The sequence below is a fragment of the Floridaenema aerugineum BLCC-F46 genome (assembly GCF_041929345.1).
GTDB classification, from domain to species: domain Bacteria; phylum Cyanobacteriota; class Cyanobacteriia; order Cyanobacteriales; family Aerosakkonemataceae; genus Floridanema; species Floridanema aerugineum.
Map to the genome: position 1 here is coordinate 79,434 of NZ_JBHFNQ010000206.1, position 24,085 is coordinate 103,518.

28 protein-coding genes and 1 pseudogene are annotated in these 24,085 nt (G+C 38.9%); 15 read left to right on the forward strand and 14 right to left on the reverse strand.

What is annotated here, in order from left to right:
• Positions 1 to 18 precede the first annotated feature (18 nt).
• Positions 19 to 378 carry a XisI protein gene (locus ACE1CC_RS27500; protein ID WP_413273623.1) on the forward strand — a complete coding sequence of 120 codons (360 nt, stop codon included), beginning with the start codon at positions 19 to 21 and terminating at the stop codon, positions 376 to 378.
• A gap of 106 nt (positions 379 to 484) precedes the next feature.
• On the opposite strand, the gene ACE1CC_RS27505 is transcribed toward ACE1CC_RS27500, so the two are convergent.
• From ACE1CC_RS27505 to ACE1CC_RS27530, 6 genes and pseudogenes are all read right to left on the reverse strand, one after another.
• A complete protein-coding gene (locus ACE1CC_RS27505; protein WP_413273624.1) occupies positions 485 to 1,168 on the reverse strand; it encodes a DUF6753 family protein in 684 nt (227 codons plus the stop codon).
• Positions 1,165 to 1,971: a P-loop NTPase family protein gene (locus ACE1CC_RS27510; protein WP_413273625.1), complete on the reverse strand. Its 807-nt coding sequence runs from the start codon at positions 1,969 to 1,971 to the stop codon at positions 1,165 to 1,167. Before ACE1CC_RS27510 ends, ACE1CC_RS27505 begins: the two co-directional genes overlap by 4 nt.
• A gap of 347 nt (positions 1,972 to 2,318) precedes the next feature.
• Complete coding sequence (locus ACE1CC_RS27515; RefSeq protein WP_413273626.1) at positions 2,319 to 3,131, reverse strand: YaaC family protein; 813 nt, start codon at positions 3,129 to 3,131, stop codon at positions 2,319 to 2,321.
• Positions 3,092 to 4,177, reverse strand: a pseudogene (locus ACE1CC_RS27520) (IS4 family transposase); the annotation flags it as partial. The pseudogene ACE1CC_RS27520 and the gene ACE1CC_RS27515, both read right to left, overlap by 40 nt.
• 230 nt (positions 4,178 to 4,407) lie before the next feature.
• Complete coding sequence (locus ACE1CC_RS27525; protein ID WP_413273627.1) at positions 4,408 to 4,797, reverse strand: YaaC family protein; 390 nt, start codon at positions 4,795 to 4,797, stop codon at positions 4,408 to 4,410.
• 62 nt (positions 4,798 to 4,859) lie between these two features.
• On the reverse strand, positions 4,860 to 5,906 hold the full coding sequence (locus ACE1CC_RS27530; protein ID WP_413273628.1) for a hypothetical protein: 1,047 nt from the start codon (positions 5,904 to 5,906) through the stop codon (positions 4,860 to 4,862).
• Positions 5,907 to 6,260: 354 nt separating this feature from the next.
• On the opposite strand from ACE1CC_RS27530, the gene recG reads away from it, so the two are divergent.
• A complete protein-coding gene (gene recG, locus ACE1CC_RS27535) occupies positions 6,261 to 8,345 on the forward strand; it encodes an ATP-dependent DNA helicase RecG (protein WP_413273629.1) in 2,085 nt (694 codons plus the stop codon).
• A gap of 27 nt (positions 8,346 to 8,372) precedes the next feature.
• Here recG and ACE1CC_RS27540 read toward each other — a convergent pair whose 3' ends face one another.
• Positions 8,373 to 8,789, reverse strand: coding sequence for a hypothetical protein (locus ACE1CC_RS27540; protein ID WP_413273630.1), 417 nt, complete (start codon positions 8,787 to 8,789; stop codon positions 8,373 to 8,375).
• Positions 8,790 to 8,933: 144 nt separating this feature from the next.
• Here ACE1CC_RS27540 and ACE1CC_RS27545 point away from each other — a divergent pair, with 144 nt between their 5' ends.
• Entirely contained in the window at positions 8,934 to 9,647 is a 714-nt protein-coding gene (locus ACE1CC_RS27545) for a ThuA domain-containing protein (RefSeq protein WP_413273631.1), read from the forward strand.
• Here the strand turns inward: ACE1CC_RS27545 and ACE1CC_RS27550 are convergent.
• On the reverse strand, positions 9,620 to 10,627 hold the full coding sequence (locus tag ACE1CC_RS27550) for a hypothetical protein (RefSeq protein ID WP_413273632.1): 1,008 nt from the start codon (positions 10,625 to 10,627) through the stop codon (positions 9,620 to 9,622). The genes ACE1CC_RS27545 and ACE1CC_RS27550 overlap by 28 nt on opposite strands.
• Positions 10,628 to 10,796: 169 nt before the next feature.
• Between ACE1CC_RS27550 and ACE1CC_RS27555 the strand changes: the two genes are divergently transcribed.
• The 10 genes from ACE1CC_RS27555 to ACE1CC_RS27600 all read left to right on the forward strand — a co-directional run bounded on the left by ACE1CC_RS27555 (position 10,797) and on the right by ACE1CC_RS27600 (position 15,914).
• The gene (locus ACE1CC_RS27555; protein ID WP_413273633.1) at positions 10,797 to 11,219 is read left to right on the forward strand and encodes a hypothetical protein; all 423 of its coding nucleotides are present in this window, start codon (positions 10,797 to 10,799) and stop codon (positions 11,217 to 11,219) included.
• A gap of 7 nt (positions 11,220 to 11,226) precedes the next feature.
• Complete coding sequence (locus tag ACE1CC_RS27560) at positions 11,227 to 11,436, forward strand: hypothetical protein (RefSeq protein ID WP_413273634.1); 210 nt, start codon at positions 11,227 to 11,229, stop codon at positions 11,434 to 11,436.
• Between the two features lie 3 nt (positions 11,437 to 11,439).
• Positions 11,440 to 12,147, forward strand: coding sequence for a siphovirus Gp157 family protein (locus ACE1CC_RS27565; protein ID WP_413273635.1), 708 nt, complete (start codon positions 11,440 to 11,442; stop codon positions 12,145 to 12,147).
• 92 nt (positions 12,148 to 12,239) lie between these two features.
• Entirely contained in the window at positions 12,240 to 12,485 is a 246-nt protein-coding gene (locus ACE1CC_RS27570) for a hypothetical protein (RefSeq protein WP_413273636.1), read from the forward strand.
• Between the two features lie 89 nt (positions 12,486 to 12,574).
• Positions 12,575 to 13,237: a hypothetical protein gene (locus tag ACE1CC_RS27575; protein WP_413273637.1), complete on the forward strand. Its 663-nt coding sequence runs from the start codon at positions 12,575 to 12,577 to the stop codon at positions 13,235 to 13,237.
• Positions 13,238 to 13,262: 25 nt separating this feature from the next.
• Positions 13,263 to 13,466, forward strand: a complete 204-nt coding sequence (locus ACE1CC_RS27580) for a hypothetical protein (RefSeq protein ID WP_413273638.1) — start codon at positions 13,263 to 13,265, stop codon at positions 13,464 to 13,466.
• Positions 13,463 to 13,711 carry a hypothetical protein gene (locus ACE1CC_RS27585; RefSeq protein ID WP_413273639.1) on the forward strand — a complete coding sequence of 83 codons (249 nt, stop codon included), beginning with the start codon at positions 13,463 to 13,465 and terminating at the stop codon, positions 13,709 to 13,711. Before ACE1CC_RS27580 ends, ACE1CC_RS27585 begins: the two co-directional genes overlap by 4 nt.
• Position 13,712: 1 nt before the next feature.
• Positions 13,713 to 14,525: a hypothetical protein gene (locus ACE1CC_RS27590; RefSeq protein ID WP_413273640.1), complete on the forward strand. Its 813-nt coding sequence runs from the start codon at positions 13,713 to 13,715 to the stop codon at positions 14,523 to 14,525.
• Positions 14,498 to 15,229 (forward strand): hypothetical protein, encoded by a 732-nt coding sequence (locus ACE1CC_RS27595; RefSeq protein ID WP_413273641.1) that lies wholly within the window; start codon positions 14,498 to 14,500, stop codon positions 15,227 to 15,229. The genes ACE1CC_RS27590 and ACE1CC_RS27595 overlap by 28 nt, the downstream gene beginning before the upstream one ends.
• On the forward strand, positions 15,198 to 15,914 hold the full coding sequence (locus ACE1CC_RS27600) for a hypothetical protein (protein ID WP_413273642.1): 717 nt from the start codon (positions 15,198 to 15,200) through the stop codon (positions 15,912 to 15,914). The genes ACE1CC_RS27595 and ACE1CC_RS27600 overlap by 32 nt, the downstream gene beginning before the upstream one ends.
• Here the strand turns inward: ACE1CC_RS27600 and ACE1CC_RS27605 are convergent, their stop codons facing one another.
• Complete coding sequence (locus ACE1CC_RS27605) at positions 15,915 to 16,100, reverse strand: hypothetical protein (RefSeq protein ID WP_413273708.1); 186 nt, start codon at positions 16,098 to 16,100, stop codon at positions 15,915 to 15,917.
• Here ACE1CC_RS27605 and ACE1CC_RS27610 point away from each other — a divergent pair.
• On the forward strand, positions 16,021 to 16,752 hold the full coding sequence (locus tag ACE1CC_RS27610; protein WP_413273705.1) for a ThiF family adenylyltransferase: 732 nt from the start codon (positions 16,021 to 16,023) through the stop codon (positions 16,750 to 16,752). The two genes, ACE1CC_RS27605 and ACE1CC_RS27610, sit on opposite strands and share 80 nt — an antisense overlap.
• A 28-nt stretch (positions 16,753 to 16,780) precedes the next feature.
• Here the strand turns inward: ACE1CC_RS27610 and ACE1CC_RS27615 are convergent, their stop codons facing one another.
• Together ACE1CC_RS27615 and ACE1CC_RS27620 are read right to left on the reverse strand one after the other, a co-directional pair.
• Positions 16,781 to 17,209 (reverse strand): type II toxin-antitoxin system VapC family toxin, encoded by a 429-nt coding sequence (locus tag ACE1CC_RS27615; RefSeq protein WP_413273643.1) that lies wholly within the window; start codon positions 17,207 to 17,209, stop codon positions 16,781 to 16,783.
• Entirely contained in the window at positions 17,206 to 17,421 is a 216-nt protein-coding gene (locus tag ACE1CC_RS27620) for a hypothetical protein (RefSeq protein ID WP_413273644.1), read from the reverse strand. The genes ACE1CC_RS27615 and ACE1CC_RS27620 overlap by 4 nt, the downstream gene beginning before the upstream one ends.
• A 227-nt stretch (positions 17,422 to 17,648) precedes the next feature.
• On the opposite strand from ACE1CC_RS27620, the gene ACE1CC_RS27625 reads away from it, so the two are divergent.
• Positions 17,649 to 17,900 carry a FitA-like ribbon-helix-helix domain-containing protein gene (locus ACE1CC_RS27625; RefSeq protein ID WP_413273645.1) on the forward strand — a complete coding sequence of 84 codons (252 nt, stop codon included), beginning with the start codon at positions 17,649 to 17,651 and terminating at the stop codon, positions 17,898 to 17,900.
• A 342-nt stretch (positions 17,901 to 18,242) separates the two neighbouring features.
• On the opposite strand, the gene ACE1CC_RS27630 is transcribed toward ACE1CC_RS27625, so the two are convergent.
• The 3 genes from ACE1CC_RS27630 to ACE1CC_RS27640 form a co-directional block, all read right to left on the reverse strand.
• The gene (locus ACE1CC_RS27630) at positions 18,243 to 19,184 is read right to left on the reverse strand and encodes a glycosyltransferase family 2 protein (RefSeq protein WP_413273646.1); all 942 of its coding nucleotides are present in this window, start codon (positions 19,182 to 19,184) and stop codon (positions 18,243 to 18,245) included.
• 85 nt (positions 19,185 to 19,269) lie between these two features.
• Positions 19,270 to 20,520 carry a nucleotidyltransferase domain-containing protein gene (locus ACE1CC_RS27635; protein ID WP_413273647.1) on the reverse strand — a complete coding sequence of 417 codons (1,251 nt, stop codon included), beginning with the start codon at positions 20,518 to 20,520 and terminating at the stop codon, positions 19,270 to 19,272.
• A gap of 210 nt (positions 20,521 to 20,730) precedes the next feature.
• Complete coding sequence (locus ACE1CC_RS27640) at positions 20,731 to 23,994, reverse strand: type 2 lanthipeptide synthetase LanM family protein (RefSeq protein ID WP_413273648.1); 3,264 nt, start codon at positions 23,992 to 23,994, stop codon at positions 20,731 to 20,733.
• Between the last annotated feature and the right edge of the window lie 91 nt (positions 23,995 to 24,085).

The window sequence follows — 24,085 nt, forward strand, 5'->3', positions numbered from 1 at the left end:
TAGAGAGGAGATTGTACTATGGAAATAGAGAAATATAGAGAATTAATTAAATCAATTGTCGAAAAACATGGACAGTGCCATAGCGACGATTTGCCTGCGGCAACGCTACGCGAACGCGAAGTGGAAACTCAAATTGCTTTCGATGTCGATCGCGATCGCTATCTGATGTTTCATGTCGGGTGGCGTGGAGAAAAACGAGTGTTTGGATGTGTTATTCACATTGAGATTAAAGAGGGAAAAATTTGGATTCAACGAGATGGAACTGAGGTGGGGATAGCTAATCAGTTAATTGCAGCTGGAGTGCCTAAGTCTGACATCGTGCTAGGATATAGGTCGCCTTATATGCGTAAGTTTACAGAGTTGGCGATGGGGTACTGATGAGGTTAGAGAGGCAATACCAAAGTGAGATAAAACTTCCCAAAGGCAGATAAAAATTTAATACTTAAGAACTTTATTCCCCACTTAAGAAGTTTATTCCCTTTGCTCATTCCCTAAACTTTCGCTTCTCCAAACTTTCCACCCAAATTGTACAAAATCCTTCTGTGGCTGGCCTCCCTGCCACTTCCAGAGTCACCCCCAAACGTTTTACATCTTTTTTACATTCTAAATTAGTCAGACTATCCGAATTCCACCTCATCAAATTCCGAGCAAACTTCCCCTCATTGCTAGTTGCCCACCGCAAAGCCTCCGCCTGCTCCTGAGTCAGATGAACTGCCTCCCCCGGCGCAAACCCTCCTTGCGACCAAAGCAAACCCATCCATCCCATCAAAGCACCGATACCTAACGTCGTCAATAGCACACCTGCCGCCACTACCAAAGAACGCACAGAAGTCACTACTTTTGTCAATTTGGTCTGACGCACCAACGAATTAATAACCTCAGCAATTTGCTGCTCTTGCTTCTCAACTACTACTTGTTCATGAGTTGCTAACGTCTTATTAATTTGTACCAAAAAGCGATCGAACGCCAACTCAAAATCCTTTGGTTTCGGACTTTCTCGAATCAGCACTTCCAATCGCCCCGTTGCCAATAAAATCAGGAATATCGGGTCAGTCGGCTCAATTTTCCCTTTAAACGCTAACTCCAAAACCTTTCGCTTATATTCCTCAGATTGACCCTCTAGAGCAATATCCAGCAAAGATTTAGTATCAACAGCACCATAGCTCACGGTAACATCCCCGTAGTTTCAAACGCCTCGAAAGCTGATAGAATAAATGACTTAATTCGTTGCCTTCCCAACACGCCAAATTCTTGACTATTTCTAGCTAATTCAAACGTGATTCCCTTAGCATCGATCGCATTCCTTTCCCGCGAATAGAACTTAGGAAAATCAATCACCTTCACCTCATATTTTTTAATTGCATTCTGCACTGACTCCATTTCTTCTATCGAACTCCAATCATCCTCTAACCCACAATTACGCACTAAAACATGAGTAATCCTCTTCTCAAAATGCTGTACCGATTTTAAAAATAACTGCACGCTATCGTAACCGCCTGTGCAAATAAACCATTTACAAAAACTGATTTTTGATTGTTTACCCAACGCAATCAAATTATTCTTTTCAATCCAATTCGTGACTAACGGATAAACCTGAGCGGGTAAATTCACAATCACGCTATTCTCAAACGCCCATTCAAAAATTTTATCAGCCTCAAAAAACTTCTTCTCATCCTCACTAAAAAGAGCCGAGCGACAGACACTTTCATAAATCCGAGACACATCCGGGTTAGACCTATCCGCATCTACAGCCAAAAAAGGATATTTCTTATCTAGGAAATACTGAATCAAAACCCTAGCAAATAAACTCTTCCCCACACCTCCCTTTTCCCCATCAATTAAATGAATTTTTGTTGCGTGTTTATCAACACTCTCCAACCCATTTAGACTCAAATGACTGGAAGTTTTTATTATTGCTGTCATTGATGATTCTCCTGTTTTTTCAGTTGCTTCGTTCGCTGAATCTGCCACTTTAGTTTTCCTAGCCCTAATCGCCATTTCGCCATACCATAATTGAGAATCCGAACATACTTATTACTTATTACCCCTACTCAAACCTCGTCTCCCTCAACCGATTGTCCGAATCCCACAACCTGTAAAATAGAACTTATGAGGTAGGGCGATCGCCACCCAGTCATGCTGCCTCGCAATGGAAAATTTTCCATTAGGACTAGCTCTTGCCCATTGCTTGCTTTGATTGAGTGTAAGTCCCTGAGCAAAATTAATTGTGTATTTTTCAGTTCTCTATCCTTGATTGGATAAGGGTTACAGACAAATAAGATATACAAATAATTTTGCCTCAGTACTTATCTTGCTATTTACAAAGGAATATAATGCTTTGATTGAGTCATTTGATCTAGAATTAAATTCGGAAATTTTCTATAAACTATTCTAAGTATTGAATCAATTAATTCAGCAGCTATTACATTTTCATCAATTGTTCTAATCCATATATCAGGAGCATACCTACAAATCATACCAAAGCAAAAAAGTAAAATAAACTGAGCGATTATTTCTGGCAAATAAGACCCTGGATTAACTATAAAAAAGTTTATTCCATTAATATCATCAACAATTTCTGGATAATACTCAATCTTTTGAATCTCGGATTTAGGATCAAATTGCGTTATTAGTTGGGTATGAGCCAATGTATCGGTTTCGGAAACTATAAGCATTAAAGGATTTTTAGAATTTGTCATATACCTATTTAATAACTTACTTTTTCGTAGCTCAGACTTAGCATTTATCCCAAAATTATGAATTTCTTGTATTGTATCGATATATTGTTGGCCTGTGCTATCTGTTTTGTAATGCCTTGTTTGTATTATTTCTATGTTTCCTCTGCATAAATTTGTTTCTATACCTAATTTTTCAAGTATAAAATACATATCTGGTAAAGTTTTAATTAATTCTAATCCATTAAACTTTTTTTTGGTTATTTCGCTGATTGGCTGAATGTCAGGGCTGGGTTGACAAGTATAACTTTTTAAAAAAGAAGAGTTTTGATTACCTTCATAAATTTTGCTTTCTATTAGATACCCCCCTGGAATCAGGCTTTCATAAAATAAAGGAAAGTTTCCCCAAGGTGTTTCAATATAACCAAAACCGCATAAAATAGCCAAGTTGCCCACACTTGTAATTTTACTCCATTAATCGAACCTGTCCATAAATAGGATAATCCCAAGAGTCGTTTCACTGTATTAAAAGCTTCTTCAATTCGCCATCGACGTTGATATAAATCTGCGACTACATAAGGAGGTAATACTTTCGGATCAGTTACAGAAGTCAGATAAGAATACCAAGTTTTTCCGGCGCGGATGGATACTAAACGTAATGTCAAAATCGGAGTACCATTGCGTCCTGTACCTAGTTTAATCAGTTGGTCTTTAACGAAATTATTAGATGTGAAAACCTGAATAACTTTCACCGAAGTTTTGGCTTTGAGTCGAGTGATAAAGTCTACTTTTTGACTCATTAGTTGCTCAAAAAACTGGAAGTGATAAAACCCCCGGTCAAGCAAGAGTAAGGTTTTGGCGGAAGCTAAGGATAGTAAACTTTCTTCAAATTTCGTTTCTGATGCCAAGGGATTATCATGAAACCAAACTTCGACAGGTAAGCGAGTTATCAAATCAACTACAACACAAATTTTCCCAGCCAATTTTCCCGGTTTTACATCTTCTAAACTTTTCAGTTTACGAAATAATGCTTCTAATGTGGAACCATCTGCTACCCAAATTTTGTCAAAACATCGACTGGCAAATTGAATACTTTCCGGTAAGGGACGTTTTTGACGCTGTTGCCAATTTGATTGTAATCTTGGTAGTAAATCTTTAAATACTCTCTCAAATAGGGAAGCGGGAAATTCTAAAAATCTTTCTGAAAGTGACTGTTGAGCTACTTTTGTAGCGCGACACCACAGTAAATCTTCTCTTTCTAACAGTCGAGTTAACTCTTGTACTGACGGTACTTGTCGCCATATTAATGTTAAAACTGCTGCGACCATTAATGATAAATTTAATAGCCTGTTTCTTAATCCCAACTGGCGGTAATAAGCTTGTTGGTAAAAAATTGCTGGTGTGAGTAATTCTTCTAGATGTGCGGCAATAATTTGATTATTTGGACTGGGTGTGTTGTGTCGCTTCGTATGGTCAGGGTGGCGATTTATTCGCTTTTTCATGGTGAGATGAGCAGAACTTTCATAAAAGCTAGTTTGACATCTTTAGTCCCCTGAACTCTGAAAAAATTCGGCTGATGTTGAACGGGCGAGAATCATTGTCATACAGAGAGGTATAAGGCAATCTCTGATTGCCTTATACCTCTCTGTATGACAGGCAAGAAATTACCTTTGACGCTCCAGTTTTATTAAGCATATTCACTCATTGACATTCGTTCTTTTTTCTTAACCTGTCACGAATGATTTATGTCTAGACCATGATGATTATGTTTATTATTTTTGCGAAGAGCATCAATAGAATAATCACCATTATTTTTTAATAAAATTAAAGCTCTAGATAAACTAGATGCACCATAGTAAAGAAGATTGGGGCGAGTAGTTAAACCAACTTTTGATGAAGCTTGGAAATATTCTTCTGCTTGACGAATACAGTAACCTATTTGTATTGCTTGTTTCTTGGCATTGGTAAATTGTTTATCTTTTTTTGTAATTTTATTAATCTGGCAAATCTTGTCTAAACTATACTCAGTATCACAGAAAAAACGAAGTAACTTCCAAACTTCTTCTATAGGATTTTCTGAAGTAATATCTTCAAAATCCGCAATGTATTGAGTTGAAATCATAGTTATTATCCTTGGCAAGCTAATTTTTACTTTATAAATATAATATAGCATTAAGCAAAGATTTATACTTGATAAAAATCGGGCAATATTGACCAATCATAGAATTGAATTGACTCTACAGTTTGAGATAAAATAAATCGAATAAATTCACTTTGAGGTGTATTACCGCCTTGATAGAAGGCTAAAAATGCCTCACGCAAATACTGAGTTTCTTTTTCAGAGATTTTTCTGACAAATAGAGTATCGAATGCTTGTATATTTTTAACTTGAGGTTCTCGCATTTGCTTAATTTCTATCTCCTCATCTTTAGAATTCTTAGTAAAAATTTTAAATGTCTCTGTAGCTATCTTCTTTTCTTGCTGAGTCCACAGGTATTTTTTTGAAACTGGTAATTTTTTATCGCCCCAAATTATCCGTCTAAGAAATTCTTGTCTGCATTCATCAGATACACCTCTAGATATAAATCGACTAATTCCTTTAAGGTACTTACAGTGATACTTAATAAAAATTTCAGTTTTTATACTACTTTTTTTTACTTTTTGTATATACTCTAAAATTCCAACATCTAAGTTTAAATAATTTTCTAATTCTTGTATTTTTTGCTCAAAATATTTCTGACATTGCAAGGAGTTTAAGATGGCAGAAGCCGCATCAACAAATAGTTTAGGGTTTGGATATACTTCTCCCGGTTTCTCATTATATTCAATTTGTCTTTTCAGGTGTAATTTGCTATTGTAGAGCAAAGGTATTCCCGGTGTGTAATTCTCTAAAATTGATGGATTACACTTTAATCTAAATGAATCATAACAGTTAATGAATGCTTTTTCTAGCTTCTTATTACTTTGTCCTTTTTCAAGAATGTTAAAAACATTTTGACTGAATGAGTCAATGTTGAAAGATACTCGTAATTCGCAGTCAATTAAATCTCCTTCAGGATGTACAAATGTAGCACGAACGAAACGGTTATTTCTCGAATATCCTTTTCGTAAGGTTAAATTTGCATAACAGCGAGGACATTGGAATATTCTTCGGTAGTTTGAGTAATCTACTTCATCCGCGTTAACTAACTTTCTCTCAGTTTCACTAATCACTAAATATGCTTCATACATAACTACACAATTACTAAATATACTAAATAAATTTGATTTTACTAGGTTTCGCTGCATTACTGCGCTACATTTTTACAATTTGTAAAACCTAAACCAGTATTTTGCAAAAAGACTTAACATACGATGCTGCTTTCGTCTCCTTAGAAATCAGTCACTTGGTTTACAGGCCGATCACAAAATAGCAGTTCTGGCTTGAGCTTGGACTAACAAATAAATTCTGATATTGCATTAATGAAAGCGATTTTCGGCTCACTAATCGCTTGATTAATTATTGAATAAAAACACAAACTATTTTTTATTTTCTCGCTGCTACCGCAGCCCAACGAATGCTTTCACTACTGATTATTAAATCTCATGAACCTGCATTCACCCATTCATCAGCTACCGGGTTTAAGCAGAAACAATTGCCGACTGCTCGAACAACTTGGCATTATTACAATTCTCGACCTGCTGCTTTACTTCCCCCGCGACTATATCAAGTATCAACGAGTCAAAATATCGAGTTTACAAATAGGCGATTCTGTCACCATAGTAGGCAAAATCAAGAAACACGAAATTATCAGTCCACCTAAAAATTCCCGACTAACAATTCAGAAAATTATTGTTAATGATAAAACTGGGAGAATACCTTGCAAACGTTTCTTCAATCATCCTTATTACCAAACACAAAAGTGGAAAAACGAGCAAATTTCGCTGTACCTTCATGGAAGCATTGTTGCTGTATCTGGTGTAGTCAAGGAAGATCGCTATTACGGAATGGTTTTAACTTCCCCTGAAATTCGGTTAATTGATTTGGATGAAGCCAGAAACACAAAAAACTCAATTATCCCAATTTATCCATTAACAAAAGGAGTGAGCAACGAAGTCGTTCAAGATGCAGTATCCTCAGCTTTGGAACTTCTTGAGTTACTCATTGACCCCTTGCCACAGGATCTCAGACGAAAACATGGTTTGATGGAATTACCGGAAGCGATCGCTTTTATCCACCAACCTCAAACCTCACCCCAACTAGAAGCTGCCCGCCGTCGTCTAGTATTTGATGAATTTTTCTATCTTCAGCTATCGTTTCTCTTGCGTCGCCATCAACTTTTGGCAAGTGAGGCTGTTACAAACATCGCTCTTGTTGGCTCACTACTAGAACAGTTTTATTCTCAACTTCCCTTCTCGCTTACCTCGGCTCAACATCGAGTTATCAACGATATTCTCAACGACATGACTTCCAAAACCCCGATGAACCGTTTGGTACAAGGGGATGTCGGTTCTGGTAAAACGGTTGTTGCAGTCGTTGCGGTTCTGGCTGCTATTCAGTCCGGCTACCAAGCAGCAATCATGGCTCCTACAGAAGTGCTAGCACAACAACATTACAGGAAAATTGCCACTTGGTTTGAACCACTTGGCGTTTCTGTCCAATTGCTGACAGGTTCTACCAGAACTGTCAAACGCCGAGAAATCCACGCTCAACTGGAGACGGGCGAACTGTCTGTGTTGGTCGGAACTCACGCGCTGCTACAAGAGAAGGTTAACTTCCATCAACTCGGTTTGGTAGTTATTGACGAACAGCATAGATTCGGGGTGCAGCAGCGGCAAAATTTACTCAACAAGGGGAACAGACCTCACGTACTGACGATGACCGCGACTCCCATCCCCCGTACTTTAGCACTGACATTACACGGCGATTTGGATGTCAGCCAAATTGACGAGCTACCACCGGGGCGACAAAAGATTCATACCAAAGTCATTAATCAAGGCGCTCCAGCTTATGATTTTATCCGCCATCAAGTACTCCAAGGTCGTCAGGCGTACATCATCCTTCCCCTGGTCGAAGAATCAGACAAGCTAGATTTAAGAGCAGCAGTAGTTGAATACGAGCGATTATCAACAGAAATCTTCCCCGAATTTAACGTAGACTTGCTGCACGGTCGAATGACATCAGCCGAGAAAGATGAAGCCCTCAACTCCTTCCGTGACAATAAAACCCAAATACTCGTTTCCACTACAGTAGTTGAAGTGGGCGTAGATGTTCCGAATGCTACAGTCATTTTCATCGACCATGCCGATCGCTTTGGCTTGGCTCAACTGCATCAGTTAAGAGGTCGCGTCGGTCGAGGTTCCCACCGTTCCTATTGTCTGCTGCTCAATACCAGTAAAACAGCAGAAGCTAAGGCACGTCTTGAGGTGTTAGAAAAGTCAACTGATGGGTTCTTTATTTCCGAGATGGATTTGCGGCTGCGTGGGCCTGGTGTTGTGATGGGCTATCGGCAGTCGGGAATTTCCGAATTTGCTCTAGCGAATATACTGGATGATGAGGATTTGCTGAATTTAGCCCGTTCTATGGCAGTAGCGATCGTCAAAACTAACCCGAATTTAGAGCAACATCCTTTGATGGTTGCAGAACTCAAAAGACGGGGACTGAGCAGTTGGAATTGTGCTCTCAATTAACAAATTCTATTAAGGTAGTATTTCAGATTAAGTTAGTGGCTCGATCGGCAAATCTGCCCCAATTTCCACTAGAGTAATTTTTGCGTTCTCAACCACTGTATTCCCCATAATTGTGTGTTGCATAGCCTCAAATTTTGAAGCAGCTTCAGCAATGCGTTCGTAATGCAAAATTACATGATAGTGTTTGACAATTGGCTCTCCAGACTGTGTTCGTTCCACTGCATCCCAATCTCGATTCTGACGTTCTTCAGCAAGCTGACGATAACAATTGGCTAACTGTTCTAATGCGATCGCAATTGTATGTTCCTTGGTTTGACCATAGCAACGGATATCTGAAGTAGGACAGTCGCTCAAATCTGTTGATAACTGGCAGGCATATTGTCCATTAGCCTGTGGCAACACGGTTAACGAAATCGTTCCAGTAATTGAATCGGGATTCATCATTTACTTCATTGAAAATTCATGTAATGTTGTTATTACTGATTATGTACTGAAATCTATTTCTGAGCCTTGGTAGATGAAACAATTGTTTAATTGCCATCTACTATATTTACAGTTTAATGCTCAGAAGTACTTGGAGAAATGGCTATGTCTTCTACCCCTGTTGTCACAGTCTGGAATGAATATCAACACGAACAAATTAACTCCGAAGTTGCCAAAACTTACCCCGATGGTATTCATGGAGCGATCGCTCAACATCTCCAATCTGTAGGAATTTCGGTGCAGACAGCGACATTAGACCAGCCAGAACATGGCTTAACTAATGATGTGTTAGAACGGACAGATGTGCTGATTTGGTGGGGACACATCGCACATGACAAAGTACGAGATGACATTGTAGATAAAATTCATCAGCGTATTCTGTCTGGGATGGGACTAATTGCACTTCATTCTAGTCATTTCTCCAAAATTTTTAAGCGATTGATGGGTACATCTTGCAATCTCAAATACCGCGCCACAGGAGAAAAAGAGCGCATTTGGGTAGTCGATCCAGCACATCCGATCGCCAGTGGATTGAACGAATGCTTTGAAATTCCCTCTGAAGAAATGTACGGCGAATTTTTTGATATTCCCCACCCTGATGCCTTAGTATTCATCAGTTGGTTTGAGGGTGGAGAAGTGTTTCGTAGTGGTTGCTGTTTCCACCGGGGAAAAGGCAAAATTTTCTACTTTCGTCCTGGCGATCAAGCATTTCCCACCTATCATCAACCGGAAGTTCTTCAAGTAATTACCAATGGTGTTTTCTGGGCGACTCCAACTCAACCGCCAGATATTCAATTTGGTAAGCGTCTTCTCAAATAAGAGTTACGAAATTTAGTTTTTGACATATAAACAGCTTCCTTAACTTTCCATTGTTTGTGAGGCAGTAATTCTTTAACATTTTGTAGTTTAACTAAACTTCTATAATCACCCGTAATTTGAAAGACGACTTTAGCAATAACTTTACAACAAGCATCAGGGTATTTAACAACTTGCAATTCAGAAAACCGAATCACTACCCAATTTCTTTCTAGGAAAAACCGATTTCGTTGATTATCTTTATTCCTATCCACACAATGATGAGGTTTCCCTGTTTTTCCATCATAAGGTTCATCAATCTCAATATCTATAGCTAAACCTGTTGCTCGATGAACCAAAATAAAATCAGCAGTGTAAGAAAAAGATTTACCAGGAACAGCAAACTCACCACCCATACAGAAATCACATAAATCAGAAAAATAACGGCATAAATAAACAAAAAACTGCTTTTCACTTACTCCTTGTTGTACTTCTATTTTTCCCTGGCTTGCTGGCGCTTGAACAATCTCTCTCAACAATTTCTTAAGCAACTTAGAACGCTTCTGTAACAGAGAATTATATTGTTCATTTTCCTTACTTTTTGACTGCACACGATGCAATTGATAATTTTCGTATTTAGCTAATTGTTGTTGATATTCAGCCAGTCGTTGGTGATAGCGATTCTGCCGTTGAAAATCCACAAAACGCAGATAAGAAAAAGCTGCTACTGCACTAATTGAAGCACATACTATTGATGACCAAAAAGCTATAACATTCATAGCAAATAGCCAGTTAATTAATATTAATATTACAACACTGAATATCCAAAGCTGAATTACAAAATAGTAACGGGAATGATAAAAAACTGGAGTGCGCGGAGGGAAAGGCTGTTTTATTGTAGGAGTAGCGTTTTCTTCCACAACTGGTATTGGATTATTTATACAGAATTGACTAATTGAATCAGGGATAAGTATAACCGGATAAAATCCTCGTATGGAATTCATAATTTAAATCAAACATAATTACCAATTGCTAAACTACAAAAAAGGTAGCTATAACCCATCATCTAAAAGAATTACTAACCTCTCTAACTAATTGCCGATTTCATCAAATCATCAATGGGCTAACGCCCAATAATTTGGGTGAAAATAATAAATTCGTAAGCTACTACTTATGCCAACAAATCAGTCTAATAATACCCAAAAAAGTACCGCAGACCGTCTCAAATCCACGCGGGATAAACTGATTAGGAAAATCAAAGCAACCTTGAAAACTGCCACACCAGAAGAAATCCTAGAAGTGTGGATGCTAACGAAACAGCAAGAACTCAAAAGAACCACCCCAAATTTATCTACACAACAGATAGAAACTGTAGTAAAGTCGCTCATCCTAGAACTAGGTTATGACATTATTACTACCTCGTCAGACGAAAGTGAAACAAACGACTTAGATGAAGACAACGATACTTTTGTTGATGACGAAGATGTTGATGACGAAGATGACCTTTCCGAAGAATTACCAGTTCCTAAACAACAAGTTTCGGCATTGAAAAAAGTTGAAAAATTAAGGGCTTCAACAAGAAATGGAAAACATTGAATTAGCCATGTCCCAACCAAAATCTGAAACTGACGATACCACAAATCCGCCCGTTGAAGTAGATAACTTCGATTTAAACTCCCTAGAACTAATTTGGGACGGAAACGATGAGGAAATTAACCTCGAAAGTTTAGAAGAGCCTACGCCAGGAACGCTAGATATCCTCAATCGAATTGAAACTTTCGATGACTATTTTCATTCTTGTGGAAGATGGTGAATAATGTATTTAGCCAAAGATTCGTTAGCCAGATATTCGATTCAAGCCGTTCAATTATGGAGTCAATTAGAAACGGCTGAAACTCCCGAAGAAGAAGAGGCTATCCTGAAGAAAATCTGGGAAAATCAAACAGACCAAGAAATTGCTGCTGACACACAAGCGGAACTTGCAGACCAACTAGATGCGGAAATTTGTGCCGTTAAAGCACGTTTAGAACATTTAGTAAAACTGCATAATCAGGCAATTGAAAAACTAGAACGGTGGCGCAACAATTTAGATAAAACTTTGCTAGAGTTTCACTCAAAAGGAGTAATTTCTACAGAGATTATAGGGCGTTCGCGTCACATTCAACTCAAGGAAAATCCGCCAAGTTGTGAAGTGTTAATTAACCCTTGTGATTTGCCAGTTGAATACCGCACAGAAAAGTTAGTTGTTACACCAAACAAACGCAAAATTGTAGCTGATTGGAAACGTGGCATTCCCGTTGATGGTACTCGAATTGAACGTAAACTTAGAGTTGAATACCGAATAGTACCATCAAATCTGACTGCTGCTACTGAGGTAATTTCTCAGCGTCAAACTGCATCAAATACTCAGGAGAACTACTCAACTATAAAACAAAGTACTGGTCGAAAAGAAAAGGCGATCGCTAAAAGTGTTGATAGTTCTAAGAAGAAAGTGAAAGCACGAGCTACTAGTAGTAAATCTTGATAAAACTATAGGAGGTTTCGCTAACAGCAGATAGCTTTTATATGGCTATCTGCTAGCCATATTTTTTGAATTAATTTAGTACAATTTTATCCATGAACAAACAAAACAATCATTCGTTTGATATTTCAACATTTGACACGATTACCTACCGGATTTATCGAGGGAAACTTGTCATTTTAATTGAGTATGGAGACAATCGCCTCGATATATCGTTCCCCATAAAAGATGGGCAATTATTCGTCATCCTTGGTTCTATCAGAGCCGCTGTAGCTGAAGCAATGACCGATTACTTGGAACTAGAAGCATACAAGGATGACCCACTTCTACTAATCAGTTGAGCTTTGAACAAAAATAAGTTGAATTAACAGTAATAATGGGGGCTAACGCCCATAAGAGCTATGACAAGCTATTAAACAATATAGCACAAATGAAATGGTTTACACCAGAAGAAATCGTAACAAATGCTAATTTATCAGTAACGAGTGAGGAATTAATTGACTATACTCTTAAAGCAGAAAATCAAGAAACAATAGAAGAGAGATTTCAAAAAGTTGGACTCCTATTTGACCGCACTCGTTGGCAAGCAAAAAAACCTTATTTAGCTCTACTCTCGCCAGTTAAAACTAAAAAAACAACCGTTACTGAATTACCAACTTCTGCAAGTGATTCCGACTCAATAGATGATGAAAATACTTTTTCCAACATTGAAGAATCTAGCAATTTACAATCCGAACAACAAGAAGAACCGTATATCTTCGATAAATGTACCGTTGAACTGCATCTAACATTTAAACCAGATGACGGTCATCCTGATGGTCGAATTGTTATCATTTCAGCAAGTAGTCACGGTGACTTTCCAGTTAGCGAACAAATTAGAGAATCGTCTTTGGAAGAACTACCATCTCCTCTAAAAGAATTGCTTGAAGAACTAGTCGCAGATTTTCCCAATCGCCAAGTGCGGCGACAGATTGCTAATACTCGTAGTCAAAAGAGAAATAAACCGAGAAACGAAGCAAGTAACACCACTACTGCTACAACTTCTACTGAGTCAAAATCTACTGGAACGCAACTAACATTATTTGGAATTTGAATAATCACACTTTGGGAGATAGAGAATGACTGGAAAAAAGAAAGTGCTAATTTCCTTTGAAGGACAACAACATTCTGTGGATGAGGACATCGCAAATAACGATAACGAACTACGTAAACTGTTAACAACTTATTACCCAGATTGTGCTAACGCCGACATCATTAGAAAACCAGGAGAATTGATTACAATAGCCAAACGTAACGGTTCTAAAGGAGCGATAAAATTATGACAATTACTCCTTTAGAATTCCTCATCAATGCGCCAGAAGAAGTTAATCCAGCACTATCTATGTGTCGCAAACTGCAACGTCTAGAAGTTGCGGGAGAACTCGATAGTGCGACTATGAAAAAAATGATAAAAGTTATTGAATTAGCTATTGCACAAGGAACAGATGATGTAAAAGCAGTTGAGCAAACTAAGGAACGATTATTTAATAGTCGTTCTGTAGCTATTGCAGTTCCAATGGGGTTTTGATATGGCTGCAATTTGGAATGCTAAATCGGCTCTGAAAATCTTACAACAATGTCAACCAATCACTGATTTTAAATCAGCAACCGATTATTTGTTAGCGCATCTCAACACCTATCAGTTACTCAGTCTTTACCAAGAATTGTTTCCTTTGGAATGGGAAAAAAGCCAATCTGAACTCTACTCGGAAGATGGAAATCACAGTCCAAAAGAGTTGGAGTTTATTTCGCTAGTTAGCGAACATTTATTTCCCATTGATGACATGATTGTAGAGGGTGCTTATGAGGAACGCCTATATCAAATTCCTGTCTCCCCCCAAGGTGTAGATTGGCAAGACCATGAAGAAGGAATTGATTCATTGCGTAGTGGATGGCAGATATTACTTCCACTTTCTCACTCCGGTCGATGGTGGTTGGAATCGGTAGCAGGTGATGATGGAGAATCTTGGTATGAAGGTACTTTTGGATATAGTTTTAAAGATATTGCACCTCCCGAACAAGCTGATTTCAAACTTCTCAAAAGATTAGCTGTTCGTGCTGCATCTCCCATCAACGCTTTACCTATAGCTTTAGCAATTCTTGACTTAGAAACAGGTAATATTTGGTTAGACCAAGTTGTTTATTACGAAAGTTACTGGAGTCGTAATTTTGAGTCAAGACCTTGGACGATTGAAGCAATTAATTCTCTAACAACTGATTGGAAAAAAGCTACTCAATTACTAGATAAAGCTGACGAATTAATTGATTGGCTTGAATCTGACCCGCACACCAATTTTTCGCACATCTTAGCATTATGGAATCTGACATTGCAGCTGAAATAATTCGGGAGTTACTGGAAATTGCCCCTCGAAAATTGTCGGTTATTCAAGCTGAACTTCTCTTTATTGAAGGCGGTACTTACATTTTTCATTATCAATCTGGGGATAGTTCCAAGTACAAATGTTTGTCTCCAACTACTCTTAGAGCAGCTTTTGCAAATACACCGATTGATTCGGGTTGGATAAACCCTGAATCGGGAATAGTACGTTGGGGAACTGGTAGTGTCGGGGAATGGACAATTAAATTCATACCGCCTCAAAAACACGAAATAAATTTGTTGGAATCTAAGCACTTAATTCCTTTACCAGGAATGGTGTTTTTGGGACTGAAATCTGATTACTGGATTTGGGCAATTAAAGGTACGAAATTTGACCCAGAAGCCGAAGCTTTTCACGTTCCTTTGCCTAATGTTTATTTGCATTCTTATCCATCTTGTGGACGTATTTGTTGGGGAGACAATAAACCGCCTGTTGCTTCGCCCAATACGATTACAACTGCTTGGGAATTGTTCATTTCTAGTCCCTTTAACGGACATTTGAGTGATAGCAAATCTAAGACGCAACCGAATGATGTGCGGAGGCAGATAAAAAAAGTGGTTAAACATTCATCTTACCCAGTTAAAGATTTAATTAGTACCAACCAAACAATTGCTAAATTAGTTGCAGTCATAAGTGATGATTTACCACCAAGAATTGGTCGATTATAAGTTCGTCAAAGCCGGAGAAAATCTGCCGTTTCACTCTAGCAGTATGTTCGAGTATTTGATTGGCAGTAATGGCATCTTTGTGAGAGCAGTTAGACCGGGATTAGAGGTAATAATTCCGGTGCAACTTTTTACTGCTTCAATTAGAGGATTAGAACGGATTGAACCTTTTGTGCGATTAACTCCCGGACGAATTCCTCAACAAATACTTATCCAAATGTGGAAGGAAAGTTGCATTGCGGCGCTAGCAGAACCACCGTTAGAAATTGTTTTCCACGTTCGTCACTTTCTAGAACAATGGCAGTTAATAATTCCAGAGCAGATGCAAAGTTCTGGTAAATGTAGAGCGATTGAATATGGTTTAGATTCCTCTTACATTAATGCCACTGTAGAAGTACATTCCCACAATCGAATGGGTGCATTCTTTTCTGGTGCTGATGATGCGGATGAAGGGGGTTTTCGCGTTTTTGCAATTTTAGGAAAAGTAACTGAATCGAGCGCCCAAATTATTTGTCGAGTGGGAGTTTATCGGCAGTTTTGGCACGTTCCGGCAGACTGGATTTTTGAATTGCCGAGTTTCATTGTAGATGTGACAAAAGACAATTTGGTTTCTAAATTCTATTCCAGTTCTGTTGCGCCATGTTTGTTTGATGACCCTATTGGAGATTTACCTGATGTTCAATTATGATTATTTACAAGCTTCGTCTTTAATTATCAAACAAGCCGATTCGATCGACTTTTGGCTAGTTGGGGCGGGAGGAACTGGTTCTTGGCTATCGTACCATATTGCACGGCTGGCACGGAGTTTGGGTAAGTTGGGTAAGAAGGTGCAATTGGCGATCGCAGATCCCGATATAGTTGAAGAAGCCAACATCAGCAGGCAGGCTTTCTGCGACAAGGAAATCGGACTACCCAAGGCGCAGGCTCTAGCATTGCGATACTCTATCGCTTGGGGAGTGGACGCGACGGCTTTCGTGCAGGAATTTGACCCCAAGTTGATTCGCTACGCCTACGACAAGCTGACTATCCTGGTGGGGTGCGTGGATACGGCAGCCGGGAGAGCGGCTATTAACCAGGCTCTAGAGTTCAACCAATACTACAGCCGTTCCGAAATCCCCCGCATCTGGTATTTGGATTGCGGAAATCATGCCGCAGCCGGACAAATTTTGCTCGGTAGTTCTTTGGAAACTGACCCGGAGTTCTATAATTTTGGGGGGTTGGGATGTGCGAGGTTGCCATCTCCAATGTTGCAAGCTCCCGACCTTTTGAAGCCGAAGCCAGAAGAGTTGACAAATAACCTATCTTGTGCTGAGATGGCGGTGCTGAACTTGCAGAGCGAGAGCGTGAATGTCCGGGTGGCGGCTGAGGCGGTGGATTACCTGTACCGGATGACATCGGGGAATCTCAAACGGTTTGCTACTTATTTTGACCTGGAGAGTGGGACGGCGCGATCGATCTACATTACTCAGCAGTCAGTGTGCGCGGCAGTAAAAGCGATCGTAACTGAAGCAATAACACCATGCTAACCTTACTCCAAAAGATATTTTTGATGCCTCAAATTGTCCAATCTTCGATTGCCAACCCTGCCACTTTCCCGAAATCTCGATGATTGCGAGTTAACAGAATCAATCCACGAGATAGCGCAATTGCCGCAATTCTTGCATCCATCTTTGCCAGTTGAATCCGCTGAGTTTTTAATTGCTCAAATGTTGTAGCAGCACCCGCATCAAATGGTAGGATGGGTAACACTTTAAAGTCATTAACCAGCCGCGCCATCATCTCATATCCTTTCACTACATCATTTAGGGTACGCTCGCGATTAATATAGGCGTGACAGCCAAGCATTTGTTCGTGAAAGGTGACAATTGACACCGCAAAATCTGATAGTGGGTATTGAGCCATGCGTGTCGAAAGGTTGCTATAATCCTTCCCAGTTTGACGTTGAAGAATACTCAGATGGTCTGTGTCCAATAAATATTTCATAGCTCATCTTGCGCTTCTAGTACAGACTCATCTCCTTGGCGAATTGCTCGTCCTAATGCTAGTACTTCCTCAAAAGCTGGTTCATCTTTGAAAGACCCTGTAATTTGTTGTAGCCAATTTGTCGGTTGAGTATTTGCCACTTGTTTCTGCAATTCGGTAATTGCTGCTTCTACTGCTGCTATTCGCTCTTCTAAAGAGGTGTTGGTTGCCATTGGAGTTTCTCCTAATGAAAGGTAATTTTTCCGGTGTCGGTGACAGTGGCATTAAGTATAGTAGGAATTATGGTAGATTAGGCTTTCGGGATATTCTAGCGCGAGCGCTCCACATTACTCAGTAGTCGGCGTGCGCGGTGTTGAAATCTATCGCAACTACAATAGTAACACCATGTTAATCTGATATTAAGCTTCAAAAAAATGTAGCTTTAGCAATTAAATCTAGTATGAACAATATCACGCTTAAAAACTTTGATGATAACCTGAAAAATCGCCTGCAAAAGCGAGCAGAATATTACGGGCGTTCTCTCGAAGAAGAAGCCAAAGAAATCCTCCGCGCTGTTTTGACAGAAAACATTATCGAACCCTCAAACTTAGCCTTAGCTATCGAGAGACGTTTTGCTCATTTTGGTGATTTTGAACTTCCGACTATCCCTAGAGAACCTTTACGCGAACCACCTAATTTTGAAGATTTATAATGATTGTACTTGATACCAATGTAGTATCTGAATTAATGCACCCCAGAGGCTCGTTAGTGGTTCGCCAATGGGTAGCAGCACAACCCATAACGAATCTTTTTACTACAACCATCACTCAAGTTGAAATTCTCTATGGCTTAGTGGTAAAAATTTGCACTGACATGGCCAAGATGTGCAAATTGAGTTGCGAGTTTTTCAATTAACTGACCCGATGCTGCGTAGTCAAGGGGATAAAACTAGGTAATTATAAAAAGTTTGGGTAATTTGTGCGGTTTTAGAATGTTCTTGTAGTTTATGCTAAGTAGCCGGACATCAATATTTTTCATTTGAGCTAGGCAAAAATCAGAAAGGGTAAGGATTTTTCTCCTTACAGCATTGTCCCGGTGGCGAAACTTCCTTTAATACATATTTTTCTTTAGATCTCCAAGCAAATTTAAGCAAATTTATGGCATTGGCTAATTTAATGCGAGTTTTGACGGTGTATCCCAACATAGTAGATGTAAAAATTATTCGTCGCAACAAATAAAGAATTGACCATATCATGTTCTGTAGGGAAGGTTCAACCCACCAAGCACGAGCAAACTGAACATAGGTAGTACATTCCCAGAAACTCTCAAGATGTTTGGTATCGAGGTATCTCTGTTCAAATTGTCTATGATGCCAAATAAAAGTAGCATCCGAGAAGGATATTCGCCACCCGTACTTGCGGAGGACTTTCCCCCAAAGATACCACATTGGGCCAAACGGGTAAGTTTCGTCATATCGTAAACCTTGGTCAAAAATCTGTCGTGGATAAACTGAAGAACCATCTGCAATCGCGGCACAATCTGATGGATCTTTAGGCAAACAACCACAGCCACTGCGGTGTAGTTCAGGTGGACAAAGAAGCGGAGTGTCAATCGACTGACCGGGTTTGCGTTCGGGGAAAATCCATACTCGTTGGGGGTCAGTTACGATAACTTCTAAAATCTTTTCCACATAATCTTGAGGATGAGTGTGATCGTCATCTCCTGAGAGAATATGGGTACCGCGACAAGTCAAGCTTGCATGATTACGATTGGCGTATAACCCTCGACGAGGCCCTCGCGTATAAAAACAGTAAAACTGCTTGGCTATTGCTTGGATTTGTGCTGTATAAGCTTCATCCGAATCATCTGAAACTACAATTTCAAAAGGGGATATAGTTTGTGAGCGCCAGCTTTTTAAACAGCGTTTTAAACTCTCTGGGCGATTTTGCGTTACTAACGCTATGCTTAGATTAAATTGAGATGATTTAGCAATCATAACCTGAAAAAAATGTATAATTTCTACGCTTACAATTAATCAAAAGATTATTGAGCTTGTTGAAGCTTTGAGCTTGAAAATTTTATTAATTAATGAGTACCTGCTTTTTAAGCATTTTAAAGAACTGCAATAAATTTGTATAGGCTGGGTTTATTAAATACTTGCCAGTTATTCGTAGTAATCTAATTGGGTAATAAAAAAACCGTAATAGGGGAGGTAGTGGCAACATTAAAATATCTGATAGATTGGGGGATATAAGGTAAAGAAAATATCGCATTTTATCTTGTAGACGCTTGATTAACTGCATATTAAATAAGTAGAAATTTATTACTTCTCTTGGACGATGAATTTCATTGAACAACCACTCACGCACTTGCCACACGGGTGAGGAAAAACCTGGAGTGGCCTGTATCGTTTGCCAGACTGAATCCGGCAGGGCTGTTCCTAAGAGAGTATTTGCTAAAAAAAGGCCAGTAAAGAGAGTTACCTCATTGCTCTGTCTGCTAGCTTGTTCCATGAGGTATTCCCAATCTAATTCTTGGTGAGCGTGGATCAGTGCAGCAATGTCGCAGATCCGCTCGAGAGATCGCCAATATTCTTTAGTGCCGTTCAAGCAGAGGATCAAAAGCAAATCTTCTGGCGAGAACGTAAGTACCGTTATACCAAAAAGAGATACTGTTTTAAGGCGTTCCCACATCATTTCCACATCAAGTAACAAAAAGAAGTCCTTTGATGTGATTTCGTAGTGCAGATCCACACCAACCCTGCCACCTTCGCCTGAAAGGTGGCAGGGTTGGAAATGGGCTACTTCTTGTTCCGTGGAATATATGCTCTGAAAACTACATATATGTTGGTATCCCTGACCAATGAGCAGTTCCTTTGCTTTCAAAAAATCTCGCTTGTGAACTAAAATATCTAAGTCACTAAACTGACGGAGTGCTAGGTTGTTGTAAGCCAAAGCAGCTAAGACGGGGCCTTTGAATGGAATAGCAAGAATTTCGTTGGCTTTAAGCAAACTCAAGATTTTGGGTAGTTCCTGGGTTAGGTAAACATTGCGTAAGGCGTTAGCATGGAAATAATCCCGCAATTGATTGAGGATAGCCTTGGGAAAAGCTTCTGGACAGGTAGCGCTCAGATTCCAGTACAGCAGCGGCATTACCCCGTGACTAGCAGCTGTTTGGAGTAGGTATATCCAGTCGAGGTTTTCTTGGAGCAGGATTTTGAGCAGCTGGGCATCTTCTGCATTGATATGGGTTCGGATAGAGCGTAGAAGCAGTTCAACTTCCGGGCGAGTGCCGATTTTTAAGGCTTTTGTAGTTGTAGATGGTGTAAGCATATTATTCCTCCACCCGAATACCAGGTAGTTATGGTGGTATCATCGTTATGATTAGGCTTGGGTGTCAAACAGTAGTCCCTGCATAATGAGCAACGTTAAACTAGCGATTCGTCCAACCCAGCCTACTTTGCCAAACGAGGCACAATGCACTCTCCAGGCGTAAGGTATGGTGGATTTTGTGTTTGAGCGATCGCCAGAAACTCTCAAACTTTACTCCCATAGCAGCACCGATGGCAGGATGTCTGGATAAGCCAATCTCAACAGTTCGTAGCCAATGCCAGATGCTCCTTGAAAGAAACCTGGATGGAAAGTTAGACAAGAACCATAACCGAAATGACCCCTTTGTTTGGCACGAGCCACAACCTGTGCTGCTTGTTGCTTTGCCGTTTCTATTAATTCTGGTCGGTTAAGTTTGCGACCTGCGGTAAATAGAAATTCGATTCGACCTAGATTACCGCAGCAAAGGTGGTCTATATTTGAGAGTCCATGCTGTTTTGTAGTGTTTATAGCTGCCTCAATATCTTGCCGAATCTCTGGCGTATCCAAGATATCTAGCCCAGCAACCCTCGCTAGACCAATTCCTGGAGCGCCATGACACCAAGAACACATACAAGTAGGACTGTCTTTGGTGGATGATTGTCTGAAATCTGGCCAATTGCTCACTTCAGGGATAAAAACACTGCGTTCGTATGTGATTGCTTCTTCAGCAGCCTCTAAAAATTCAGTTTCACCTGTCGTTTGATATAAACGCAACAAAGCGTAGGCGATTCCAGCAGCACCGTGAGAAAACCCAGTTAGTAATTTTCCATCTGATGTTGCCCAAGTTCTGTAACCGGATTTACTTGTTACACGATTACTTAATAAATGATTTCCACAACCAATGGCTAATTCTATAAATTCTTGTTGGACAGATTTACTATATAAGGCTAATAATCCTAAAATCGTACTTGCATAACCTGAAAAAATATTTTTTTTATCCTCCTTTACAATTAACTCAAATGTAATTAAGGAAGCTATTTTTTGAGCATCTTCTAAGAGTGATGGTAAATCTATAAATTGGCTAATACGAACCAGTACATAGATAATTGATCCACATCCAAAACTACCACCAATACCAATTCCTTCGGCTATTTGGGTAGCTATAGCGACTTTAAAATTTTCGCGTAAATAGTGGAAAGCTGCTGGCGCAAGAGTACAAAAGCCAGATTTTTCAGTAATTCTTTCTATGGCTGTTAAAAATAACGCTACCCCACCAAGTCCATCGTATAGTCCATAACTCAAAGGAGCAAGTTGAAAGCGTTGGATATCAAGACTATATTGGGGTGCAATCCAAGTAATACTGCCGTTATTTGAATGAATAGCTCGCTTATGAATATCTGCTGCAAGCATAGTAGCTTCCTGTACTAATTCTTGCTGAGTTATAGCGTTAATCGTATCTATGTTAGACTGACTATTATAAATTTGCAATGAGTTATGAACATCATTAGTAATTCGGGAATAAAGTGAACCTTTAATGAAATCAAGTTGTTGTCCTAAATCTTCGCAATTTAGATTTTTTAAATAAGAAATAACTAAACTTTTACCATCTTCAGTGAAATAATCAAGTTTTCGATCATTTGAAAGCATCAAGCTCGTACTATTTGAAGCTGTAAAGAATAAAGGAATATCCATTTTTTCCAATCCTTTTTTTTCCTCTTGAACGAGAGGGGCTAATCTAGGTGAATTACCTGGTAAAAACATTACTCTACTAATAATATCCATCTGAATGCTCCACAGAACACCGTCTTGCATAAACTTTGGATCTATTACCGTCTGTAAGATTAATTTATAAATTTTAGTGGAACGAAAAATATACCGAATTTTATGATTATCTAACCATTCTAATGGACTTTGCGTACATAAAATTTCTTGCCTTTTTTCTATTAAAAAATAGTACATTTTTTTAAAGCCATCAATAATATATTCAATATAATCATTAATTTCTAAATAAATTTGACCTAAGAAGGGAGTGTTGTGTCCTTTGTACATTTCTTCATTTTCATATTTAACCACCATCGCGTCTGTATTAATATTATGTACTTTCGCTATGGGAAAAAATGTTTTTTGTTGACCAAATCCTCCCCATCCACTTATGTCATATTCTTGTTTTTCTAAACTTAACTCCCACCTTGGTAAAAGTCCAGTACGAATCACTGAATGACCTAGTTTATACTTAGCAATATATTCTGCATTTTTTACAGACTCTAAATTTTTAAAATTATGTGGCCATGGATGCATCAGCGTTTCTAAATCAATTAGCACTGGGTGTTCGCCACAGGCAATAATATTTTCTCTATGCAAATCTGTCGTTTTCAAAAGATGTGCTAAACACAGCAATGCGCCAGAACGTTGATAGTAACGTTTGCCTTCTTCTTTATCTCTACAGGGTAAATTTTCAATAAACTCTACCCAACCATAAGTAGAGCGATTTAATATTCTCACTAGCTTGAAATGTAAAAAAAATCCTTGCTCATTTAACCATGATAATAGCTTAAAATAAGCTTGTTCTAAGCTTATTTCCTTGGGCTTATAGATCAGTTTTAGCCCCGATGCAAACGTTACTGCCATGACAGAACGCCCATTGTAATGGTAGTCAGATAAATCAGGTTTTATAGCTACAACCTGTCCCAGTTCAATTTTGCAATTGAACTCTCTCTGAATTTCAGACCTGTCCAAGGCTAAACGTGTAATAAATTCCCCAGTAGAATCGATCCAAAAATTTGTTACAGTTGACATCAATCGAGCTAATACAGGATATTTTTGGATAAAAAATAATACTTGACTCTCGAGTAAATCCTGAATAAAATCTTGGTATTGCTTCCTAGAATACTCTCCAAAAGATTGCTTAATCAGACGATCAATCGGAGATTGCTTACAAGCCCGAAAAACTGAGAATTCCAGTTGCATCGACGGCAAGCAAAGACTAGATAGGCGCTTTAAAAGATTTCGCTCTAAGCTGGCATGGGCTTTTCCTGTCAGCAAATTATAGTGACTGCCAACCTGAGTAATCACTTTTTGCTTAGCTATATAAATGAATGGTACTAAAACTTCTTGAAAAGGAATTGGTTCTTGGGTATCTAAATAACAATAATTCCTAAAATCTCCTGTTTTTACAGCATCTATATCAACTAAAGCAATAGCTTTAAGATATTCATTTAATGTTTTTACCCAATTGGGGAGATCATTATCGTTGGTCATGCGTACAGCACCAATGGCACGGTGGGCTGTTTTTATATCAAGACCATAACAAGCAAGATGTGCCTCAAAATTTTCCCAGTTTCCTTGAGCCGCAACCTCACACCACTGCTGAATTCTAGAAATGATTATATAATCGTTATCTTGAGACTCATCTAAAATGAATTCAGTACTCAAACGTTCAGTAATTGTGCTTGCCAGTTCTACAATTTTAATTAAATCATTTTCTGAAAAATTCATAATACACACACTTAAGTTTTATTGAAAATATTTCGGAATATATAATACTAAGCTGCAAGAAGGTTTTCATTAGTTTTGGGAACTCAAAGGT

Coding starts and splice junctions, on each gene's coding strand:
- ACE1CC_RS27555 (WP_413273633.1), top strand. CDS start 10,797: ATGCCAACAAATCAGTCTAATAATACCCAAAAAAGTACCGCAGACCGT.
- ACE1CC_RS27580 (WP_413273638.1), top strand. CDS start 13,263: ATGACTGGAAAAAAGAAAGTGCTAATTTCCTTTGAAGGACAACAACAT.
- ACE1CC_RS27500 (WP_413273623.1), top strand. CDS start 19: ATGGAAATAGAGAAATATAGAGAATTAATTAAATCAATTGTCGAAAAA.
- ACE1CC_RS27565 (WP_413273635.1), top strand. CDS start 11,440: ATGTATTTAGCCAAAGATTCGTTAGCCAGATATTCGATTCAAGCCGTT.
- ACE1CC_RS27575 (WP_413273637.1), top strand. CDS start 12,575: ATGAAATGGTTTACACCAGAAGAAATCGTAACAAATGCTAATTTATCA.
- ACE1CC_RS27620 (WP_413273644.1), bottom strand. CDS start 17,421: ATGGCAACCAACACCTCTTTAGAAGAGCGAATAGCAGCAGTAGAAGCA.
- ACE1CC_RS27540 (WP_413273630.1), bottom strand. CDS start 8,789: ATGATGAATCCCGATTCAATTACTGGAACGATTTCGTTAACCGTGTTG.
- ACE1CC_RS27585 (WP_413273639.1), top strand. CDS start 13,463: ATGACAATTACTCCTTTAGAATTCCTCATCAATGCGCCAGAAGAAGTT.
- ACE1CC_RS27600 (WP_413273642.1), top strand. CDS start 15,198: ATGATTTACCACCAAGAATTGGTCGATTATAAGTTCGTCAAAGCCGGA.
- ACE1CC_RS27530 (WP_413273628.1), bottom strand. CDS start 5,906: ATGTATGAAGCATATTTAGTGATTAGTGAAACTGAGAGAAAGTTAGTT.
- ACE1CC_RS27605 (WP_413273708.1), bottom strand. CDS start 16,100: ATGTTGGCTTCTTCAACTATATCGGGATCTGCGATCGCCAATTGCACC.
- ACE1CC_RS27545 (WP_413273631.1), top strand. CDS start 8,934: ATGTCTTCTACCCCTGTTGTCACAGTCTGGAATGAATATCAACACGAA.
- ACE1CC_RS27640 (WP_413273648.1), bottom strand. CDS start 23,994: ATGAATTTTTCAGAAAATGATTTAATTAAAATTGTAGAACTGGCAAGC.
- ACE1CC_RS27570 (WP_413273636.1), top strand. CDS start 12,240: ATGAACAAACAAAACAATCATTCGTTTGATATTTCAACATTTGACACG.
- ACE1CC_RS27615 (WP_413273643.1), bottom strand. CDS start 17,209: ATGAAATATTTATTGGACACAGACCATCTGAGTATTCTTCAACGTCAA.
- ACE1CC_RS27595 (WP_413273641.1), top strand. CDS start 14,498: ATGGAATCTGACATTGCAGCTGAAATAATTCGGGAGTTACTGGAAATT.
- ACE1CC_RS27590 (WP_413273640.1), top strand. CDS start 13,713: ATGGCTGCAATTTGGAATGCTAAATCGGCTCTGAAAATCTTACAACAA.
- ACE1CC_RS27630 (WP_413273646.1), bottom strand. CDS start 19,184: ATGATTGCTAAATCATCTCAATTTAATCTAAGCATAGCGTTAGTAACG.
- ACE1CC_RS27635 (WP_413273647.1), bottom strand. CDS start 20,520: ATGCTTACACCATCTACAACTACAAAAGCCTTAAAAATCGGCACTCGC.
- recG (WP_413273629.1), top strand. CDS start 6,261: ATGAACCTGCATTCACCCATTCATCAGCTACCGGGTTTAAGCAGAAAC.
- ACE1CC_RS27525 (WP_413273627.1), bottom strand. CDS start 4,797: ATGATTTCAACTCAATACATTGCGGATTTTGAAGATATTACTTCAGAA.
- ACE1CC_RS27625 (WP_413273645.1), top strand. CDS start 17,649: ATGAACAATATCACGCTTAAAAACTTTGATGATAACCTGAAAAATCGC.
- ACE1CC_RS27550 (WP_413273632.1), bottom strand. CDS start 10,627: ATGAATTCCATACGAGGATTTTATCCGGTTATACTTATCCCTGATTCA.
- ACE1CC_RS27560 (WP_413273634.1), top strand. CDS start 11,227: ATGTCCCAACCAAAATCTGAAACTGACGATACCACAAATCCGCCCGTT.